Below are 18,181 nucleotides of genomic sequence, written 5' to 3'. Positions count from 1 at the left end.
CAATAAACCCTGAATAGTCATTTAGGGTTTATTTTATTTATACCTTTAAACCGCTTAAAAAATCTTACTAAAAACATGGATATGAAGATTGCCTTCGACGCAAAACGTTTTTTTCATAATACGTCCGGATTGGGCAATTATTCAAGAGACCTGGTCAGGATTCTTTCTCAGTACTATCCTGAAAACGAATACCTGCTGCTGAACAAAAACCGTTCAGAAAGAGGAAAAGAGATCCTCGAAAGACCTCATGTCCGTTTTGTGGAAACCTCAAAAGGAAATCTTTCGCGACAATTTAAAATGGGTAAAGATGCCCAAAAGGAAGGCGCACAGATATTTCATGGCTTGTCCGGTGAGCTGCCTTTGAAGTGGGGCAAAGAACCCATCAAAAAGATAGTGACTATCCATGATCTGATTTTCATGAGATATCCTCAGTATTATTCCTTTTTTGACAGGAAAATACACCTGTGGAAATTTAAAAAAGCGGCTGTTTCTGCAGATAAGATCATTGCCATTTCAGAACAGACCAAAAGAGATATTATCACTTATTTAAAAGTTCCCGAAACCAAAATTGAAGTCATTTACCAGGGCTGCCACAAAGCTTTTAAAGAACAGCAGTCGGCTGAGTTTATTCAGTTAACCAAAGAGAAATTCAATCTTCCGGAGCGATTTATTTTAAACGTTGGAACCATTGAAGACCGTAAGAATCTGTTAAACATTGTCAAAGGAATCAATGGAACGGAAATCCCGTTGGTTGTTGTTGGAAGAAAGACGAATTACTATAAAAAAGTAGAGGCATTCATCAGAAAAAATAAAATGGAAAAGCAGGTGCTCTTTCTGGAAGAAGTTTCTATGGATGAACTGGCTGTAATCTATAAACTGGCCGATATTTTTGTCTATCCGAGCTTTTTTGAAGGCTTCGGAATCCCTGTGATAGAAGCACTTTTTTCAAAAACGGCAGTTATTACCAGCAATGTCAGCTGTCTTCCGGAAGCGGGAGGGGAAGACTCCGTTTATGTAGATCCGAAAAGTTTTGAAGATATCAGAGCCAAAATAAAATTTTTATGGGAAAATGGATCTGAGAGAAAACGCCGTGCAGAAAAGAGTTTCACGTTTGTTCAGAAATTTAATGACGAACCCATTGCAGCTCAGTTGATGGATCTCTACAAAAAAATTCTATAAAAAAACTTTGCAGTTTAAAAATAAGTCCTACATTTGTACCACAATTCAAAACAATGAAACCGAATTTTTTAACACTTCATCATTATTATCATCATCTCTGCTAAGACGGAATTGGTTGATATAAACATGTGTTAAAATCAAAAATAATTAAAACCGTCTGAGTAAACAGACGGTTTTTTTGTTTCCCCGGATTCTCCCGGAAATATCCAACAGATCAGTTTTCATTTACTCAGACCCCAAAACAATACAATGAGTAAATTAAAAATTGCGATCCAGAAAAGCGGCCGGCTCTACGAAGAATCTTTACAGCTCCTGAAAGACTGCGGGATCTTCGTCAACAACGGAAAAGACCAGCTGAAAGTCTCTGTAGACAACTTTCCCATGGAGATCATGTATCTCAGAAATTCAGACATTCCCCAATACCTCGAAGACGGAGTGGTAGATATCGCCATTGTGGGTGAAAATCTTTTAGCCGAAAAACAAAAGAATATCCAGATCGTGGAGAAGCTTGGGTTTTCAAAATGCAGGGTTTCGCTGGCTGTTCCCAAAGAAGTTGAAACGGATGATCTTTCCTTCTTCCAGGGTAAAAAAATTGCTACTTCTTACCCCAACACCCTTAAAAATTTTCTTGACAGGAAAGGAATCACTTCCGACATTCACATCATTTCCGGCTCCGTTGAAATCGCCCCGAATATTGGTCTGGCAGATGGAATCTGTGATATTGTAAGCTCCGGAAGCACCTTATTTAAAAACGGTTTGAGAGAAACGGTGACCCTTCTGAAATCGGAAGCGGTTTTAGCAAAAACATCCGTACTCAATCCTGAAAAAGAAGGTATTCTCAATAAATTTCTGTTCCGCATACAATCCGTTTTAAGAGCAAAAAATTCAAAATACATCCTGATGAATGTTCCCAATGACAAGATCAGTGATATCGCCTCCGTCCTTCCTGTACTGAAGAGTCCTACGGTTATTCCTTTGGCGGAAGAAGGCTGGAGCAGCATTCATTCGGTGATTGATGAAGAAAGATTCTGGGATGTCATTGATGAGCTGAAAGAAAACGGCGCGCAGGACATTCTTATTATTCCAATCGATAAAATGGTTATTTAATGATGAAAATATACAGATATCCGGAAAGAGAAATCTGGCCAGACCTTGTAAAACGGCCGGTATTGAAGCGTGAAGAAATCTCAGAATTGATCGCGCAAATATTTGAAACAGTAGAAAAAGACGGTGATAAAGCGCTTATTGAGTTTAATAAAAAATTTGACAAAGCAGTGACTCCGGAAATTCTAGTTTCAGAAGCAGAAGTTGAGAATGCTGAAAACGAAATTTCTGAAGAATTAAAGAAAGCCATCAGTCAGGCGAAAGAAAATATTTCCAAATTCCACGCGGCTCAGATCACGGAAACAGAGAAAATTGAAACGGTAAAAGGCGTAACCTGCTGGAGAGAAAACCGTGCTGTAGAAAAGGTTGGGATCTATATTCCCGGTGGAACAGCTCCTCTATTTTCCACTGTACTTATGCTTGCTGTGCCTGCGAATCTGGCGGGATGTAAGGAGATTATTCTTTGTACTCCTCCTGATACCAACGGGAATATTAATCCGGCTATTCTTTTTACGGCGAAACTCTGCGGAATTACTAAAATATTCAAAACAGGTGGCGCGCAGGCTATTGCTGCCATGACTTTAGGAACAGAAAGTATTCCGAAGGTGTATAAAATTTTCGGACCGGGAAATCAGTTTGTGGTTGCTGCTAAAGAATATGCACAGCGTTTTGGTGTGGCCATCGATATGCCGGCAGGCCCCAGCGAAGTTTTGGTTATTGCAGACAGTAAAGCGGTTCCTGAGTTTTGTGCGGCGGATCTCCTTTCCCAGGCGGAGCACGGAAGCGACAGTCAGGTAGTTTTTATCACTACTGATTTCAAAATTTTTGAAAAAACTATTGAAGCAGTAGAAAAGCAGATCAAAAAGCTTCCCAGAAATGAAATGGCCCAACAGGCCTTGGATCACAGTCTTTTTATGTTGACCCAGTCTATCGAAGAAGCTTTGGAATTCAGCAATCTGTATGCTCCGGAGCACCTTATTCTGGCTTTGGAGGATTTTGAACAATATACTCCGATGATCAGCAATGCAGGATCTGTTTTCCTTGGAAATTATTCATGTGAAAGCGCTGGTGATTATGCCAGCGGAACCAATCACACGCTTCCTACAAATGCCTATGCAAAGAACTATAGCGGAGTATCTCTGGACAGTTTTGTTAAGAAAATTACATTCCAGCACCTTTCTAAGGAAGGTCTTAAAAATATAGGAAAAACCATCGAACTTATGGCAGAGGCAGAAGGTCTTATCGCCCACAAAAATGCAGTATCTATCAGATTAAAATAATACAATGAAAGAATTCAATACCAACAGTTTAGTAAGAGAAAATATATTAAAACTACAGCCTTATATCAGCTTCAGGGATCACAATGAGTTCAATGCTCCGGTGTTGCTGGATGCCAATGAATGTCCGTTCGGGGAGTTCAATAGATATCCGGATTCGTCTCAGAAAAAGCTTAAGAATAAATTAGCAGAGCTTAAAGGTCTTTCACCAACGAAGATCGCTATAGGAAACGGAAGTGATGAACTGATCGATTTGATCATTAAAATCTTCTGCGAACCTAAAAAGGACGCCATTCTGATGATGAATCCTTCTTTTGCGATGTACGGTTTCTACGCAACAGTAAATGAAAATGAAGTGATTAAGCTTGATCTGGATGAAAATTTTGAAATTGTAAAAGATGATTTTCTAAAGATCACTCAGGAAAGGGAGATAAAAATTTTCTTCCTGTGTTCTCCGAATAACCCAACCGGAAATAGTATAGAAGACATTGAGTTTTTCATCCAAAATTTTAATGGTATTGTTGTTATTGATGAAGCATATATCGAATTTTCGGGAAACAGATCAGGCATTGAATTGCTGGACCAATATCCCAATGTCATTGTGCTTCAGACTTTTTCAAAAGCATGGGGAACGGCAGGAGCAAGGGTAGGAACGGCTTACGCTTCCGAAGAAATCATTCGTTTTATCAACACGGTAAAAGCACCTTATAACGTCAATTCTTTGAGTCAGGAGCTTATTCTGAGTATCCTGGATGATGAAAATAAGCTAAAAGAAAACGTGGAAAATGTTTTGCAGGAAAGATCTTGGCTGGAAGAACAGTTTAAAACCGTTTTGTGCATTGAAAAAGTATTTCCGACAGACGCCAATTTCTTTCTGATCAAAATGAAAGATGGAAAAACTGTGTATGAGAAAATGCTTGAAGAAGAAGTTTTAACCAGCCAGAGAGCGCCTGCGATTCCGGATTGTATCAGAATCAATGTAGGAAATCGTGCAGAAAATGAAAAGTTGATTAATGTTTTAAAAGGAATACCATCATGAAAAAAGTACTGTTCATAGACCGCGACGGAACCCTGATCGTAGAACCGCCGGAAGATTTTCAGGTAGATGCTCTGGAGAAGCTTGAATTTTATCCCGGGGTTTTTCAGAACCTTGCCAGAATTGTCAGAGAAATGGATTACGAACTGGTGATGGTGACCAATCAGGATGGCTTGGGTACGGAGAGTTTTCCTTTTGAAGATTTTATACAACCTCACGAAAAAATGTTGAAAGCCTTCGAAAATGAAGGAATTATTTTCAGTGATATTCTGATTGACAAAAGCTTTGAACATGAAAATCTGCCTACCAGAAAACCGGGAATTGGTATGCTTTCAAAATACATTTACGGAAATTATGATCTTGAAAATTCATATGTAATTGGTGATCGAAGTACGGACATACAACTTGCTGTCAATTTGAGAACTAAATCTATTTATCTTAATGAAAACTTTAATGAAGAAGCGACGCTCAGTACAGATAGCTGGGGCGGGATTTATTCATTTTTAAAACAGGAATCCAGAAAGGCAAAGGTTTACAGAAAAACGAATGAAACAGAGATTGATATTGAAATCGATCTTAATGGAAAAGGAGTTTCTGAAATTTCTACCGGCCTTCATTTTTTTGATCATATGCTGGATCAAATTGCCAGACACGGAAATTTAGACCTTACAATCAAAGTGAATGGAGATCTTCAGGTCGATGAGCATCACACGATTGAAGATACAGGAATTGCACTGGGAGAAGCCTTCCTAAAAGCATTGAGAAACAAGAAAGGAATCGAGAGGTATGGTTTTCTGCTTCCGATGGACGATTGTCTGGCTCAGGCTGCTATAGATTTCGGAGGCAGACCGTGGCTGGTTTGGGATGTTGATTTCAAAAGAGAGAAAATTGGGGATGTGCCTACAGAAATGTTTGTTCACTTTTTCAAATCATTTACAGATTCTTCCCGGTCCAATCTGAATATCAAGGCAGAAGGCAGCAATGAGCACCACAAAATAGAAGCGGTCTTCAAAGCGTTTGCAAAAGCTGTTAAAATCGCGGTGAATCAGTCCGATAGCAGTTATAATGTACCATCAACCAAAGGAAGTTTATAGATGATTGCACTAATAAAATACAACGGAGGAAACGTCAGTTCAGTCCAGAACGCACTGTCCCGGCTGAACATTGAATCGATAGTGACCGATGATCCGGAATTGATCCTGAAGGCGGATAAAGTCATTTTTCCGGGCGTAGGAGAAGCTTCTTCCACCATGAAAGTCTTGAAAGAAAAAGGTCTTGATATGCTCATTCCTTCTTTGAAACAGCCTGTTCTCGGGATTTGTCTGGGGATGCAGCTGATGTGTGGCGATAATGAAGAAGGCAATGTAAGAGGAATGGGAATATTTGATGTTGATGTTAAAAGGTTTCCGCAGACAGATCTGGTTCCCCACATGGGTTGGAACACGCTTTCGGATCTTAAAAGTCCATTGTTTTCGGGAATTGAAGAAACTAATGATGTCTATTTTGTACACAGCTATTACTGCGGGCTGGCAGATGCTACGGTTGCGGTATGTGATTATATTCTGCCATTCAGTGCAGCACTGCAGAAGGATAATTTCTTTGCGGTACAGTTTCACCCGGAGAAATCAGGAATGGCAGGCAGCAGCATATTAAATAACTTTATAAAACTGTAAATGATGAAAATTATTCCAGCTATTGATATTATCGACGGAAAGTGTGTCCGTCTTTCAAAAGGAGATTATTCGACAAAAAAAATATACAGCGAAGATCCGGTGGAAACGGCCAAAGAATTTGAAAGCTATGGAATTCAGTTTCTGCATCTTGTGGATCTTGACGGAGCCCGGTCCAAACACATTGTCAATCAGAAGGTATTAGAAAATATCGCCCGGGAAACATCGCTTCACATTGATTTTGGAGGTGGATTAAAAACCGGGAATGATATAGAAACAGCTTTTAATTCGGGAGCCAAACAGATCACGCTTGGAAGTATTGCGGTACAGGATCCTGAATTCTGTATTGAAATGATCCAAAAATACGGCAGTGAAAAGATTATTTTAGGCGCAGACTGTGAAAATCGAAAGATAAAAACGTCCGGATGGGAAGAGGAAAGCAATTTAGATATCATTGATTTTCTGTTGCATTACCAGGAAAAAGGAGTGGTTCAGACCATTTGTACAGATATTTCAAAAGATGGAATGCTGGAAGGTCCTTCCACAGAGCTGTATAGAGAAATTCTGGAGAAAACAGCGATAAAACTCACAGCCAGCGGCGGTATTTCGTGCATAGAAGACGTCTACAGCATGAAAGAGATCGGATGTTCGGGAACGATTATCGGAAAGGCGATTTACGAGGGAAAAATAACATTACAACAACTTCAGGACTTTATTGAAAATGCTTAAAAAAAGAATTATTCCATGTCTCGATATCAAAGACGGGACAACGGTAAAAGGGGTCAATTTTGAAGGCCTACGCAATGCAGGAGATCCTATTGAGCTCGCTGTGAAATATGAGCAGGAAGGCGCTGATGAATTGGTTTTTCTGGATATTACGGCAACGGTGGAAGACCGGAAAACATTTGCCGGACTGGTGAAAGATATTGCAGCACAACTGAGCATTCCGTTTACTGTAGGTGGTGGGATTTCTTCCATTGAAGATGTCAGAACACTTCTGGAAGCTGGCGCAGACAAGATCAGTATCAATTCTTCTGCTGTTAAAAATCCAAAACTCATTGAAGAATTATCTCAAGAATTTGGAAGCCAGTGTATCGTTGTAGCTATTGACACGAGGCTGACCAGTGGATCAGATCTGGTGTATGTCAGAGGAGGAAAACTAGCGACAAACTTAAATACTGTAGCATGGGCGCAAGAAGCGGTATCTTTAGGAGCCGGTGAAATTCTTCTGACCTCAATGGATGGCGACGGAACAAAAAACGGCTTCGATATTCGCATCACAAAGCTGGTTTCCGAGGCGGTCAGTATTCCTGTAATTGCTTCCGGAGGAGCTGGAAATGCAGATGACTTTGTTAAAGTGTTTAATGAAACAAAAGCTACAGGTGCATTGGCAGCCAGTATTTTCCATTTTAATGAAGTGCCCATTCAAGAATTAAAAAAACAATTAAAAATTCAAAAAATTCCCGTACGATGAAAATAGATTTTAATAAAGATAACGGCCTGGTTCCGGTGATCATTCAGGACAGCAGAACCCAACAGGTATTGATGCTGGGTTATATGAATGAAGAGGCTTTTGAAAAAACAGAAAAGGAAGGCATTGTCACTTTTTTCAGCCGCTCTAAAAACAGACTTTGGACAAAGGGCGAAGAATCCGGGAATTTCCTGACTGTTAAAAATATAAGTGTAGATTGTGATCAGGATACGATATTAATTCAGGCGGTACCAAAGAATACGGTTTGTCACACCGGAAGCCTCAGTTGTTTCGGAGAAAAAGAATCCAAAGGGTTTTTGTATGAACTTGAAGACAAGATAAGCGACAGGATAGACCGGAAGGCCGAAGATTCGTACACGTATTCGCTGTTTCAGAGAGGAATCAACAAGATGGCCCAGAAAGTAGGAGAAGAGGCTGTAGAGCTGGTTATTGAGGCTAAAGACAACAATGATGATCTTTTTAAAAATGAGGCGGCAGATTTACTGTATCACTTTCTGATTCTGCTTAAGGCAAAAGGGTTTTCTATGGAGGATATTGAGGAAATTCTTGAGAGTAGAGATAAATAGGTTAAGAAAATTATATGAAAAAAGCAGGAAGAAATCCTTCCTGCCATATAATTTAGGCTGATCCGTATTAAATGAATGATAAAGTTTTATGCCTTTATACTTCAATATCTTCCTTCTTCCGGCTTCCAACTTCCTGACCTTATTATCTTTCTATCAAGATTTTTCGTACAGCGGTCTGTCCATCAGCTTTAATGACTCCAATGTAAGCTCCGGCGGCCAGTCCTGAAATATTGATTTTCGTTTCATTGTTCTTTTTTAAAAGGACTTTCCCGGACAGTTCTGTAATTTCAAAGCTGAAATCTTTTCCGGTTGTACGCGGAAGTTCAATGTTGATGATGTCTTTAGAAGGATTAGGGTAAATGGAAACCTCTTCAAGAGAATTATTGGAAACAGTTTCTTTTGTGTTCATCACTAAAGAATTGGTAGAAGTTGCTACGGCGAAATGCTGCAGTGCTCCAACGGTTGCTTTTCCTATTTTGAAAATATACACAGGATCTGTATTGGCAAATGTATCGTTGGAGGTATGAGGATACGTACTTCTTATTCTTTCAAAAAAGCCGGTAATGATTTCACCTTTTCTTTCAAAAGGAATATAATCTGTATTTTCTGCAGGGTCTACAGTCGTTTGAAGAGGAGAATATAACGTTGTACAGTTTCTAAGCTGTTGGGTTACTGCCGCGGCTGCCGCATTATTACTGGTTGGCCCGGCCTGATCCTGATCACAATATACTGTATTGTTATTGTTCCCCATAACTCCGCCTACCTGGTCAAGATTGAATACCAATTTGATATCCAATACACGTACACCATTCTGATAGGCTACATTGTTCACGTAATGGGTACTGCCTCTCAATCCCTGTTCCTCTCCGGAGAAGTGGATGAACTTGATAGAATACTCAGTCGGAATATTTCTTAAGATCCTTGCCGCTTCCAGGATAATTGAAGTTCCGCTGCCGTTGTCATTGACGCCGGGACCGTTGATGCTGTCAAAATGCCCGCAAATAATGACGAATTTGTTTGGATAAAGCGTTCCTGTTTTGGTAATCACAAGATTCTTTGAACTCGTACTTCCGAAAGTAAAAGGATCTTCTACGATCTGGCTGGCAGAATATCCGAAAGCAGTGTATTTGTTTTTCAGCCAGGTTAATGCGTTGGCATTATTCGTAGAACCCGTAGTTTTGATCCCTAAGTTCGCAAACTGCTGTAAGTTCGTTGTGATATTCGTCTGTGAAACCAGATTGGCTCTGTCCTGATAAGCCTGAATAAAGCTCTGAGCTTTGCCGCCGAATGTTGCTAAACAAACCGACAGGATTGTAATTGTTTTTTTCATATCAAATAATTTATGGTGTGGTGATTGGTGATGAATCTAAAGATTGAAAAGTCCCGGATAAAACCAGGACTTATAAGTTATAGTTATTTTTCAATAATAACCTTTCTGGTAACGCTGGAGCCTTCTGCATTTACTGTACACAAATAAATTCCTTTTGCTAAACGTGAAATATTAAGCTGGGCCTGGTTTTCTTCTTTCAGAAAAGATTGTCCTGACAAATCGGTGATTTCAACAGTAAATTTTTTTGTGTTTGAATCAGGCAGCTCAACTGTTAAAATATCTTTAGCCGGATTGGGGTATATTTTTACAGCTTCTAATGACTTTATCGGTTTTTCTTTAGCAACGGGAGCAGGTGCAGCAGTAGATGCTGTTGCAAAATGCTGCATAGCGCCTACAGCCGCTTTTCCAACTTTAAATACATATACCGGATCTACGTTGGCAAATGTATCATTGACTGTGTGTTCATTATAACTTCTGGTGTATTCATAAAAACCCGTAATCACATACCCTTTCTTTTCAAAAGGCATATAATCTGAGGAATAGGCATTGGAAATACTGGTCTGAAGAGGAGAGTATAGAGTAGTACACGTTGCCAGTTGCTGCGTGATCGTATTGGAAGCCGCATTGTTTCCTGACTGTCCTCCCGTATCTTTTTCACAGATGATTTTGTCATTCACGTTACCTATCTTGCCGCCTACCTGATCAAGATTGAATACTACCTTGATGTCTAGTTTTTTCACGCCGTTTTGAAATGCGATGTTATTGGCGTAATGGGAACTTCCATATAAGCCCTGTTCCTCTCCGGAGAAATGGATAAACTTGATGGAATATTCTGTAGGGACATCTTTTAGAATTCTCGCCACCTCTAAGATCACCGAGGTTCCGCTTCCGTTATCACTTGTTCCCGGGCCTGTAATGGTATCATAGTGTCCGCAGATAATGACATATTTATCCGGATAAAGCGTTCCCGTCTTGGTAATGACCAGATTTTTCGAGCTTGTGCTTCCAAAAGTGAAAGGGTTTTCTACAATCTGGCTGGCAGAGTATCCGAAAGACGTATACTTGTTTTTGATCCAGGTCAGAGTATTGGCATTATTTACCGATCCTGTGGTCTTGATCCCTAAATTGGAGAATTCCTGAAGATTGTTGGTGATGTTGGTCTGAGAAACCATATCAGCCCTGTTTTTGTAAGTCTGGATCAGGGTTTGGGCACCAAGGCTCCCCACCGCTAATGCAGTACATAAAAATGGAGTTAGTTTTTTCATATTAAATTATATTTTGGATTTGGTGTGGTTTTCTTTATTTTTCAATAATGATCTTCCTGGATATGCTGCTCTGATCAGATTTTACAGTCACGATATACGTTCCGTTGGTGAGCCCGGAGGTATTCAGTTTCTTTTCGTTTTCTGTATTTAAAATCAATCGTCCGTTCATATCGCTGATTTCTACTTTAAAGTCTTTGTGATTCTTCGGAAGTTCAATGTGAAGTACATCGTGTGCCGGATTAGGGTAGATTTTGACAGATTCCAATGAATTTTCAATCTGAACATCATCTGTATTCAAAGTGGTAGCAGAAGCTACTGCAAAGTGTTGTAATGCTCCCAGAGCAGCTTTCCCTGCATTGAAAACATATACGGGATCTACATTGGCAAAAGTATCATTGGGAGTGTGCTCGTTGTTACTTCTTGTCGTTTCATAAAAACCGGTAATGATATCACCCTTATTTTCAAATGGCATATAATCTGAATTATACGTATAGGACATCGTAGGCTGAAGCGGGGAGTAAAGAGTGGTACAGTTAGCCAGCTGTTGGGTCATAGCTAATGAAGCTGCATTGTTTCCGGACTGACCATTCTGATCGCTTTCACAGTTGATATTCGTGTTCGCATTTCCTATTTTTCCGCCTACCTGATCGATGTTGAAAACTACTTTCAGAGTGAGCTGGCGTGCATTATTTTGAAAAACGACGTTATTTACATAGTGGGAGCTTCCCTGATAGCCCTGTTCTTCTCCGGAAAAGTGAATGAATTTTATAGAATATTCTGTGGGAACATCTTTTAAAATCCTTGCTGCTTCAAGCAAAATAGAGGTTCCACTGCCGTTGTCACTTACTCCTGGGCCGTTTACAGTGTCGTAATGACCACAAATGATCACATAGGTATTAGGGTAGACGGTTCCTGTTTTGGTGATGATTAAATTTTTAGAAGTGTTACCGCTATAGGTGAAACTGTCTTCTGTGATCTGGCTTGCACTGTATCCATAAGCCTGGTATTTTGCTTTAAGCCATTCCAGTGCATTGTTATTCTCAACAGAACCCGTAGTTTTTATACCGAGATTACCAAATCCCTGAAGGTTGGATGTAATATTGGTTTGAGATACTTTATCAACCCTGGTTTGATAAGCCTGTATAAAATTCTGGCCCTGAAGACTATAAGCTGATAAAGAAAGGAGTAAAACAGTCGTTATTTTTTTCACTTTTCGATAAAGTTTTAAAGATTTAATAATTCAACAAATGTAGATAATAAAAACCAATTTTATTTTATGCAAAAAGGAAAATTCACTTATGCAGCTTTATTTTTTTTGATAGATTTAAAGTGATGAAATTTAATCTATTATATGTGCTTTTTAGTGAAAAATAATAATTACTATGAGTGGGAGCAAAAAATCCCGAGCATAGCCCGGGATTATATTGATAACAAAAAATTCTACATTATTTTACTTGATCTACAACTGCTTTGAAAGCTTCAGGGTGATTCATTGCTAAATCAGCTAAAACTTTTCTGTTAAGCTCAACGTTGTTCTTTTTAAGAGCTCCCATAAATTGAGAGTAAGACATTCCATGCTCTCTGGCACCCGCGTTGATACGAGTAATCCAAAGTGATCTGAAGTTTCTCTTTTTCTCTTTTCTTCCACGGTAAGCATATTGCATTGCTTTTTCTACCGCGTTTTTAGCTACAGTCCAAACGTTCTTTCTTCTACCGAAAAAACCTTTAGCTTGCTTAATAATTTTCTTTCTGCGAGCTCTTGAAGCTACTGCATTTACTGATCTTGGCATAATTTAAATTGTTTTTTTGAAATGTGCGGCAATTGTTTCATTACTCTTAGTGGCTCCATTTCAGGGTTAAATTGTTGAATTTGTTTTGAATTCTTATAAACCGAATATAGATTTATAAAAACTACTTAATTGCTAATTGACGTAGAACGCTTTTTGTATCCACAGCGGAAACATAAGAAGTCTGCGTAAGATTTCTCTTCTGCTTAGTTTCTTTCTTAGTTAAGATGTGGCTTTTGAAAGCATTTTTTCTTTTAATCTTCCCAGTTCCGGTAAGTTTAAAACGCTTTTTAGCACCTGATTTCGTTTTTAATTTTGGCATTGTTCTGCTTTTTTATTGTTTTGTTATCAATATCTTGTCCTTAATTCCTTTGTATTACTCAGGAATTACAGTTGGCAAAGATACAAAAAAAATTAATCCAAACTTTCATTATCTGTGATTTTATCAGAGATATGAAAAAGCCGCCTCTGATGAGAAACGGCTGTGAGTAAAAATTAGGGCTTATAAGAAATCTTCAACGATGATGTCGTTTCTTTCTTCATTATTTCCACCTAGAATAACTTTAATTCTGTATCCTGAAGGAATTGCTGCGCCTGTTCTTGAATAAAGCTGAAGCTTAACGTGCGGATTGGCCACGTGATAATTAACGGCAGTATTGGAGCTCCAAAGAGGATTTCCGTCCCTGTAAATAACCATATTTCCGTCGTTTTGTACAATAAGCCTTGGAGTACCTGAGCTTCTGTAGGTATTGGAATGCCATAGGACCATATTAAATCCAGGTCTTTCTCTGTATAAAACCAGATTATTGTCCGTCTGCATAATGAACCGGTAGGTACTGCCGTTATATTCCATGCTGATGGATTGTCCCGCTTCTAATACCTGAGGATGATTGGTACTTTCCTTTAAAAGTTTATAGCTTGTAAGGTTAAAAATACGAGATGCACTGTTTCCATCTTTAGTGATCTGTTTTTCATTTTGAACATTCGCATTTACATCATCAAGAACGCTATCCTGAGCACAAGATGCAAGAAGCACCGGAAGACTTAATAAAGTCAGTAATTTAATTTTCATTAGTATAATTTAACACTGCAAATATAGAAAATGCGACATTAAATCACAAATGCGAGATTAAATAAATTGTATTAAACTGTTTATTAATGGTAGTTGTGAGTTTTATTTAAGACACTTTTGAGTGTTATTAAATAAAAAACCGCCATTGTTTTAAATGACGGTTTCAAAATTTTATAGTACAAATTTATTATGATTGAAAAAATGATAATAAATCTTTATTGATTGTTTCTGCTTCTGTAGTTGGCATTCCATGGGGGAAACCGGGATATGAAATTAATTTACCGTTTTTAAGAAGGGTAGCGGCCACTTTGCCGGTAGTTTCAAAAGGAACGATTTGATCATCTTCACCATGCAATACCAAAACAGGAACTTCGGTATTTTTAAGATCTTCTGTAAAATCGGTTTCAGAAAAAGCTTTAACACAGTCATAATGAGCCTTGATAGATCCCATCATGCCCTGTCTCCACCAGTTTCTCTGGATGCCTTCGGAAACTTTAGCGCCATCTCTGTTGTATCCGTAAAAAGGGAAGGTGATATCAATATAGAATTGTTGCCTGTGATTAGCCGTATTGTTACGGATATCATCAAACACAGAAATAGGGACACCATTCGGATTGTTTTCGTTTTGAACCATAATCGGAGTCACGGCACTTATTAAAACAGCTTTTGCTACTCTTCCTTTTCCGTGCTGTGCCACATATCGGATCACTTCACCACCTCCTGTAGAATGTCCTACGTGAATAACGTCGGTAAGGTTTAACGCGGTGACAATTTCGTCAACATCTGATGCATAAGTATCCATATTGTGTCCTTCAGGAGTCTGTTCAGATCTTCCATGACCTCTTCTGTCGTGGGCAATTACTCTGTACCCCTTTTCTAAAAAGAATAACATCTGCGCATCCCAGTCATCACTGGATAATGGCCATCCGTGATGGAAAAATACAGGTTGTCCTTTTCCCCAGTCTTTGTAATAGATTTCCGTTCCGTCTTTTAATGTAAGTGTGCTCATTATTTTCCTGTTTAAGTTATTAATATTATAATAAATAGTGTTGTTCGTTAATTACTATGCAAATGTATACTTATATCTTTCATTGGATATTGATATAGGATAATATTTAATGATAATTTAAAATTCTGAACTTAGTTTTTTACGGGAAGCTGAACGCTTTCAAAATTCTTCGGTTTTTTTATCAAACCTTTGAAAATGAGAATCAGTTTTTCAGCGAGTTATATTCTTTAAGTATCATTTTTTATTCCAAAAAGAACCTGTTGCTGGTTTTTATTGGTGAATGTAATGCTTGAATTCCTAAAAATAGTCTGCATCACAGGACCTAATATTGCGATTTTTTACCTCAAAACTTTGACACGGTTTGGGGTCTCAATAAATCGATACAATTGATTTATTCTTTGCACCCTTTAAAATATTTACTGTCAAGATCAAACTTTGCGTTAAATAAGCCCGCTCGTTTATCATTAAAGGAAACTGGGAATCTATAAAAAATAAAAAACCTCAAATTTCTTTGAGGTTTTATATATAGGAAACAGATAGTACATCTGTTAAAACTATTTAGCTGGTTTTTTAGGACTCATCATCATGATCATTCTCTTTCCTTCAAGCTTAGGCAGCTGATCTACTTTTCCAACGTGCTCGAGTTCCTGAGCAAGTTTTAGAAGCAAAATTTCTCCCTGGTCTTTAAAGATAATTGAACGTCCCTTAAAAAATACGTAGGTTTTCAATTTTGACCCTTCTTCAAGGAATTTCTCAGCATGTTTCTTCTTAAATTCATAATCGTGATCATCTGTCTGAGGTCCGAAACGGATCTCCTTTACAACCACTTTTATTTGCTTAGCTTTTAGTTCCTTCTGCTTTTTCTTTTGCTCGTATAAAAACTTTTTATAGTCTAATATCCTTGCAATGAAAGGTTCAGCCTTATCCGAAATTACCACTAAATCCAATTCTTGTTCCGTAGCAAGCTGTCTTGCTTTGTCGATTGGAAAAATTCCCGGCTCTACGTTATCGCCCACTAAACGAAGCTCTCTCACACGAATTTTATCGTTGATCAAGTGTAAGTCCTCCTGTACAGGACGTCTCTGTGGGCCCCTGTTGTTAAATCTTTGTGCTATTGTATTATAATTTTATTGGTTAATTACTTATCTATTTTTCTAAATTTAAAGATTAAAAAATTTAAATCATTTAAAGATTAATCTAAACTCAACAATCTTTAAATTTTTTTAATTCTTAAATCTTTTAATAATTTAAATTTTATATCGCAGCCTCCTTTTTAAAGTAAGCCACAAAATCTTCCATATTCATGACACCTAAGTCACCTTCTCCACGTCTTCTTACAGAAATTGTGCCTTCTTTCTCTTCATTTTCACCTACAACCAGCATGAATGGGATCTTCTTCAATTCCGCATCACGGATCTTTTTCCCTGTTTTCTCATTTCTGTCGTCAATCAGACCGCTAATATCGTGATTTTCCAAAAATTGTGAAACTTTTTTTGCATAATCTACGTACTTTTCACTGATTGGTAGAATAGTGAACTGGTCCGGGCTTAGCCATAACGGGAAATCTCCGGCAGTATTCTCAAGCAGGATCGCGATAAAACGCTCCATAGAACCGAATGGCGCTCTGTGGATCATCACCGGTCTGTGCTTCTCATTATCGTTCCCGATATAGTGAAGATCAAATCTTTCCGGTAAGTTGTAATCTACCTGGATTGTTCCCAGCTGCCATTTTCTTCCCAAAGCATCTTTTACCATGAAATCCAGTTTCGGACCGTAGAATGCAGCTTCACCATATTCTACGATAGTCTTCAATCCTTTTTTCTCTGCCGCATTGATGATCGCGTTTTCGGCTTTCTCCCAATTTTCATCGGAACCGATATATTTTTCTCTGTTATCAGGATCTCTCAACGAAACCTGAGTTACAAAATCTTCAAAACCTAATGATTTGAACACATAAAGCGTTAAATCGATTACTTTTTCAAATTCCTCTGAAAGCTGATCCGGAGTACAGAAAAGGTGAGCATCATCCTGAGTAAATCCACGAACTCTTGTCAATCCGTGAAGCTCTCCACTTTGCTCATATCTGTAAACCGTACCGAATTCTGCATATCTCTTAGGAAGATCTCTGTAGCTCCATTGTGAAGTTTTGTAGATCTCACAGTGGTGAGGGCAGTTCATTGGCTTCAGCATAAATTCTTCTCCTTCATTTGGAGTTTTAATCGGCTGGAAGCTGTCTGCTCCATATTTATCCCAGTGTCCTGAAGTTACATACAGTTCTTTTGATCCGATATGCGGAGACATTACAAATTCATAACCTCCTTTTTTCTGGGCGTCAGAAAGGAAATTCTCTAATTTTCTTCTTAAAGCAGTCCCTTTTGGCAACCATAATGGAAGACCAGCACCCACTTTTTCAGAGAAAGCAAAAATTCCAAGTTCTTTACCCAGCTTTCTGTGGTCTCTTCTTTTAGCTTCTTCCAGTCTTTCAAGATATTCAGTAAGTTCTTTCTGTTTAGGGAAAGAAATACCGTAAACTCTTGTCAGCTGAGGATTTTTTTCATTTCCTCTCCAGTAAGCTCCGGCTGCATTTAAAATCTTAACCGCTTTCACGATTCCCGTGTTAGGAATATGACCTCCACGACATAAATCGGTGAAGTTATCGTGGGTTACAAAAGTGATTTCTCCATCATTAAGATTAGAGATAAGCTCTACTTTGTAAGGGTTATCTGCATATGTTTTTAATGCTTCTTCTTTAGAAACAGGGTATAGAGCGAATGTTGAACCTTTCTTGGCATTTTCCAGAACTTTCTTTTCAATCTTCTCGAAATCCTTTTCTGATAAATTCTCGTCCCCGAAATCTACATCATAATAGAATCCACTGTCGATAGCAGGTCCGATGGTTAGTTTAGCATTAGGATAAAATTCAAGGATAGCCTGCGCCAGCAAGTGGGCAGAAGAGTGCCAGAAGGCTTTCTTTCCAAGATCATCATTCCATGTTAACAATTGTACCGTTGAATCCGTGGTTATAGGTGTGGTCGTTTCTACTTGTTTGCCGTTTACAACTGCGGAAATGGTATTTCTAGCCAATCCCTCACTGATAGATTTTGCCACATCTAAAGGAGTAACTTCTCCTTCGAATTCTTTGACACTATTGTCTGGAAGTGTAATTTTTATCATTGTTTACTAAGAAATTTTAAGTTGCAAAAATACGCATTTTTTAAATAATATGCTATTTTTAAAGTATATTTGAAATAAGAATTACGGTTGAATCTCCAAATTTTGATTCATGATTTTAAATGTATTCCTTCCCCATTTAAATTTTTCAGAAAAAAACAGCCTGCAATTTTCAATATTTTGCAATAATAAGGCTTTGGAAATGAGATTGATTCGCTTTGAA

Annotated in this window: 18 protein-coding genes; 9 read left to right on the top strand and 9 right to left on the bottom strand. The window is 38.3% G+C overall.

Features of this window, described 5'->3' with window-relative positions:
• Positions 1-81: 81 nt before the first annotated feature.
• The 9 genes from BM143_RS11395 (at position 82) to hisIE (ending at position 8,324) form a co-directional block, all read left to right on the top strand.
• A complete protein-coding gene (locus tag BM143_RS11395) occupies positions 82-1,179 on the top strand; it encodes a glycosyltransferase family 4 protein (RefSeq protein ID WP_090025005.1) in 1,098 nt (365 codons plus the stop codon).
• Between the two features lie 249 nt (positions 1,180-1,428).
• On the top strand, positions 1,429-2,286 hold the full coding sequence (gene hisG / locus BM143_RS11390) for an ATP phosphoribosyltransferase (RefSeq protein WP_090024602.1): 858 nt from the start codon (positions 1,429-1,431) through the stop codon (positions 2,284-2,286).
• Positions 2,286-3,563: a histidinol dehydrogenase gene (gene hisD, locus BM143_RS11385; RefSeq protein WP_185116543.1), complete on the top strand. Its 1,278-nt coding sequence runs from the start codon at positions 2,286-2,288 to the stop codon at positions 3,561-3,563. The genes hisG and hisD overlap by 1 nt, the downstream gene beginning before the upstream one ends.
• A gap of 4 nt (positions 3,564-3,567) precedes the next feature.
• Entirely contained in the window at positions 3,568-4,599 is a 1,032-nt protein-coding gene (gene hisC / locus BM143_RS11380) for a histidinol-phosphate transaminase (protein WP_090024600.1), read from the top strand.
• Positions 4,596-5,690 (top strand): bifunctional histidinol-phosphatase/imidazoleglycerol-phosphate dehydratase HisB, encoded by a 1,095-nt coding sequence (gene hisB, locus BM143_RS11375; protein ID WP_090024599.1) that lies wholly within the window; start codon positions 4,596-4,598, stop codon positions 5,688-5,690. The genes hisC and hisB overlap by 4 nt, the downstream gene beginning before the upstream one ends.
• Positions 5,691-6,269 carry an imidazole glycerol phosphate synthase subunit HisH gene (hisH, locus tag BM143_RS11370; RefSeq protein WP_090024598.1) on the top strand — a complete coding sequence of 193 codons (579 nt, stop codon included), beginning with the start codon at positions 5,691-5,693 and terminating at the stop codon, positions 6,267-6,269.
• Positions 6,270-6,272: 3 nt separating this feature from the next.
• Entirely contained in the window at positions 6,273-6,995 is a 723-nt protein-coding gene (hisA, locus tag BM143_RS11365) for a 1-(5-phosphoribosyl)-5-[(5-phosphoribosylamino)methylideneamino]imidazole-4-carboxamide isomerase (protein WP_090025004.1), read from the top strand.
• Complete coding sequence (hisF, locus tag BM143_RS11360) at positions 6,988-7,740, top strand: imidazole glycerol phosphate synthase subunit HisF (RefSeq protein WP_090024597.1); 753 nt, start codon at positions 6,988-6,990, stop codon at positions 7,738-7,740. Before hisA ends, hisF begins: the two co-directional genes overlap by 8 nt.
• Complete coding sequence (hisIE, locus tag BM143_RS11355; protein WP_090024596.1) at positions 7,737-8,324, top strand: bifunctional phosphoribosyl-AMP cyclohydrolase/phosphoribosyl-ATP diphosphatase HisIE; 588 nt, start codon at positions 7,737-7,739, stop codon at positions 8,322-8,324. The genes hisF and hisIE overlap by 4 nt, the downstream gene beginning before the upstream one ends.
• 142 nt (positions 8,325-8,466) lie before the next feature.
• Here the strand turns inward: hisIE and BM143_RS11350 are convergent, their stop codons facing one another.
• From BM143_RS11350 to thrS, 9 genes are all read right to left on the bottom strand, one after another.
• The gene (locus tag BM143_RS11350) at positions 8,467-9,654 is read right to left on the bottom strand and encodes a M28 family peptidase (RefSeq protein ID WP_090024595.1); all 1,188 of its coding nucleotides are present in this window, start codon (positions 9,652-9,654) and stop codon (positions 8,467-8,469) included.
• A gap of 83 nt (positions 9,655-9,737) precedes the next feature.
• Entirely contained in the window at positions 9,738-10,919 is a 1,182-nt protein-coding gene (locus BM143_RS11345; protein WP_090024594.1) for a M28 family peptidase, read from the bottom strand.
• Between the two features lie 34 nt (positions 10,920-10,953).
• On the bottom strand, positions 10,954-12,129 hold the full coding sequence (locus BM143_RS11340) for a M28 family peptidase (protein WP_090024593.1): 1,176 nt from the start codon (positions 12,127-12,129) through the stop codon (positions 10,954-10,956).
• 235 nt (positions 12,130-12,364) lie between these two features.
• Positions 12,365-12,709, bottom strand: coding sequence for a 50S ribosomal protein L20 (gene rplT, locus BM143_RS11335; protein ID WP_034705993.1), 345 nt, complete (start codon positions 12,707-12,709; stop codon positions 12,365-12,367).
• A 121-nt stretch (positions 12,710-12,830) separates the two neighbouring features.
• Positions 12,831-13,028, bottom strand: a complete 198-nt coding sequence (gene rpmI, locus BM143_RS11330) for a 50S ribosomal protein L35 (protein ID WP_034705991.1) — start codon at positions 13,026-13,028, stop codon at positions 12,831-12,833.
• A gap of 180 nt (positions 13,029-13,208) precedes the next feature.
• Complete coding sequence (locus tag BM143_RS11325; RefSeq protein ID WP_090024592.1) at positions 13,209-13,778, bottom strand: hypothetical protein; 570 nt, start codon at positions 13,776-13,778, stop codon at positions 13,209-13,211.
• Positions 13,779-13,965: 187 nt separating this feature from the next.
• Entirely contained in the window at positions 13,966-14,787 is an 822-nt protein-coding gene (locus BM143_RS11320; RefSeq protein WP_090024591.1) for an alpha/beta fold hydrolase, read from the bottom strand.
• A 554-nt stretch (positions 14,788-15,341) separates the two neighbouring features.
• Positions 15,342-15,842, bottom strand: a complete 501-nt coding sequence (gene infC / locus BM143_RS11315; protein ID WP_175548907.1) for a translation initiation factor IF-3 — start codon at positions 15,840-15,842, stop codon at positions 15,342-15,344.
• A 199-nt stretch (positions 15,843-16,041) separates the two neighbouring features.
• The gene (thrS, locus tag BM143_RS11310) at positions 16,042-17,961 is read right to left on the bottom strand and encodes a threonine--tRNA ligase (protein WP_090024590.1); all 1,920 of its coding nucleotides are present in this window, start codon (positions 17,959-17,961) and stop codon (positions 16,042-16,044) included.
• Between the last annotated feature and the right edge of the window lie 220 nt (positions 17,962-18,181).

Origin of the sequence: Chryseobacterium oleae (genome assembly GCF_900115055.1) — a bacterium.
In the GTDB taxonomy this organism is placed as follows: Bacteria; Bacteroidota; Bacteroidia; order Flavobacteriales; family Weeksellaceae; genus Chryseobacterium; species Chryseobacterium oleae.
The sequence above is the reverse complement of the archived record's forward strand: the minus strand, read 5'-3'. Positions and strand labels throughout refer to the sequence as shown.

Coding starts and splice junctions, on each gene's coding strand:
- hisF (WP_090024597.1), top strand. CDS start 6,988: ATGCTTAAAAAAAGAATTATTCCATGTCTCGATATCAAAGACGGGACA.
- rpmI (WP_034705991.1), bottom strand. CDS start 13,028: ATGCCAAAATTAAAAACGAAATCAGGTGCTAAAAAGCGTTTTAAACTT.
- BM143_RS11345 (WP_090024594.1), bottom strand. CDS start 10,919: ATGAAAAAACTAACTCCATTTTTATGTACTGCATTAGCGGTGGGGAGC.
- hisA (WP_090025004.1), top strand. CDS start 6,273: ATGAAAATTATTCCAGCTATTGATATTATCGACGGAAAGTGTGTCCGT.
- hisC (WP_090024600.1), top strand. CDS start 3,568: ATGAAAGAATTCAATACCAACAGTTTAGTAAGAGAAAATATATTAAAA.
- thrS (WP_090024590.1), bottom strand. CDS start 17,961: ATGATAAAAATTACACTTCCAGACAATAGTGTCAAAGAATTCGAAGGA.
- BM143_RS11350 (WP_090024595.1), bottom strand. CDS start 9,654: ATGAAAAAAACAATTACAATCCTGTCGGTTTGTTTAGCAACATTCGGC.
- BM143_RS11325 (WP_090024592.1), bottom strand. CDS start 13,778: ATGAAAATTAAATTACTGACTTTATTAAGTCTTCCGGTGCTTCTTGCA.
- hisH (WP_090024598.1), top strand. CDS start 5,691: ATGATTGCACTAATAAAATACAACGGAGGAAACGTCAGTTCAGTCCAG.
- hisB (WP_090024599.1), top strand. CDS start 4,596: ATGAAAAAAGTACTGTTCATAGACCGCGACGGAACCCTGATCGTAGAA.
- hisD (WP_185116543.1), top strand. CDS start 2,286: ATGATGAAAATATACAGATATCCGGAAAGAGAAATCTGGCCAGACCTT.
- BM143_RS11395 (WP_090025005.1), top strand. CDS start 82: ATGAAGATTGCCTTCGACGCAAAACGTTTTTTTCATAATACGTCCGGA.
- BM143_RS11320 (WP_090024591.1), bottom strand. CDS start 14,787: ATGAGCACACTTACATTAAAAGACGGAACGGAAATCTATTACAAAGAC.
- hisIE (WP_090024596.1), top strand. CDS start 7,737: ATGAAAATAGATTTTAATAAAGATAACGGCCTGGTTCCGGTGATCATT.
- hisG (WP_090024602.1), top strand. CDS start 1,429: ATGAGTAAATTAAAAATTGCGATCCAGAAAAGCGGCCGGCTCTACGAA.
- rplT (WP_034705993.1), bottom strand. CDS start 12,709: ATGCCAAGATCAGTAAATGCAGTAGCTTCAAGAGCTCGCAGAAAGAAA.